This window comes from Methylobacterium mesophilicum (assembly GCF_022179445.1).
GTDB lineage: Bacteria > Pseudomonadota > Alphaproteobacteria > Rhizobiales > Beijerinckiaceae > Methylobacterium > Methylobacterium mesophilicum.
On sequence record NZ_BPQU01000083.1, the window covers coordinates 1 to 1,243 of the forward strand.

The 1,243-nt window shown below is 76.8% G+C and carries 1 protein-coding gene; it reads right to left on the reverse strand.

Features of this window, described 5'->3' with window-relative positions; genetic code table 11:
- Positions 1-1,243: autotransporter-associated beta strand repeat-containing protein (locus MFF40_RS28300; RefSeq protein WP_238263141.1), on the reverse strand; the 1,243-nt coding region annotated here is incomplete at both ends.

Below are 1,243 nucleotides of genomic sequence, written 5' to 3' on the forward strand. Positions count from 1 at the left end.
CGGCCGCCGCGCGCTGGTTGCGGGTGTGCGCCACCGCGGCGAAGTCGAGGTCGTTGCGCGCCAGCGTCAGGGTCACGGCGTTCGGCTCGTAGCCGAGGAACGGGGTCAGGAACGCGAAGCTGCTCGACACCCCGGCGAACCGGCCCTGGACGCCGCCCGCGGCGGTCAGGATGGTGTAGCGGGTGCGCGGGGCCCAGGCGCCGGCGCCGGCCACGGCCTCGACCCGGGCGCCCGCCACCGTGGCGCCGCCCCCGACCGTGACGCGGTCGGCGTGGCCGTCCGGGGTGGCGTCGACCCGGTAGACCGAGCCCGGCGCCAGGGTGAGGCTGCCGGCGACGCGGATCAGGCCGAGTGCGCCCGGGGCGGCGCCGGGGCTGAGCACGCTGCCGGCGCCGAGGCTCACGGTGCCGAACCAGCCGTCGCCGGTGAGCCGGCTGCCGGCACCGAACGTGAGCGCGGCGTTGGGCAGGGCGCCGGTGACCGCGAGGTCGCCGCCGAGGATGCTGATCGGCCCGGAGAAGGTGTTGAGCCCGGACAGGGTCAGGGTGCCGGCGCCGACCTTGGTCAGGCTGGTCGGGCTGGCGCCGTCGACGATCTGCCCGGCATAGTCGGACGCGCTGCCGTCGGTGCCGACCGTGAGCCGGCCGTTGCCCAGCGTGGCGGTGGCGGTGGTGCCGGTGAGCGAGCCGACGGTGAGCGCGGTGCCGCCGAGGTCGAACGCGCCGTCGTTGGCGAGCCGGGTGATGCCGGTGGTGGGGCCGGTCAGCGCGATGACGCCACTCGGGGCGTTGCTCACCGGCCCGGCGAGCACGCCGGCGGCCTGGACGCCGCCGGTGTTGGTGAGCCCGCCGGTGAGGCTGCCGGTGGTGACCAGGGTGCCGGCGTTGACGAACGGGGCCGAGACGGTGGTGAAGGTGCCGGTGTTGATCAGGGTGCCGCCCGGGGCGTTGACCGCGTCGGCGGTGTAGGCGCCGGCGTTGACCAGGCGGCCGGTGTTGAGGAGGTCGTCGACGACGCTGCCCTGGGCCGCGATGGTGAGCAGGCCGGCATTGGCGACGCGGCCGGCGACGAGGCGGCCGCCGTCGGCGATCGCGACGGTGCCGGCGTTGTCGAGGCCGCCGGCCAGGGCGTAGCGGCCGGAGACGGTCAGGCTGGCGCCGGCGGCGTTGGCGAAGCCGGCGTCGGAGGAGACCGCCCCGGTGACGGCGACCTGCCCGGCGTTGCGGATGGCGCCGTCGAGGGC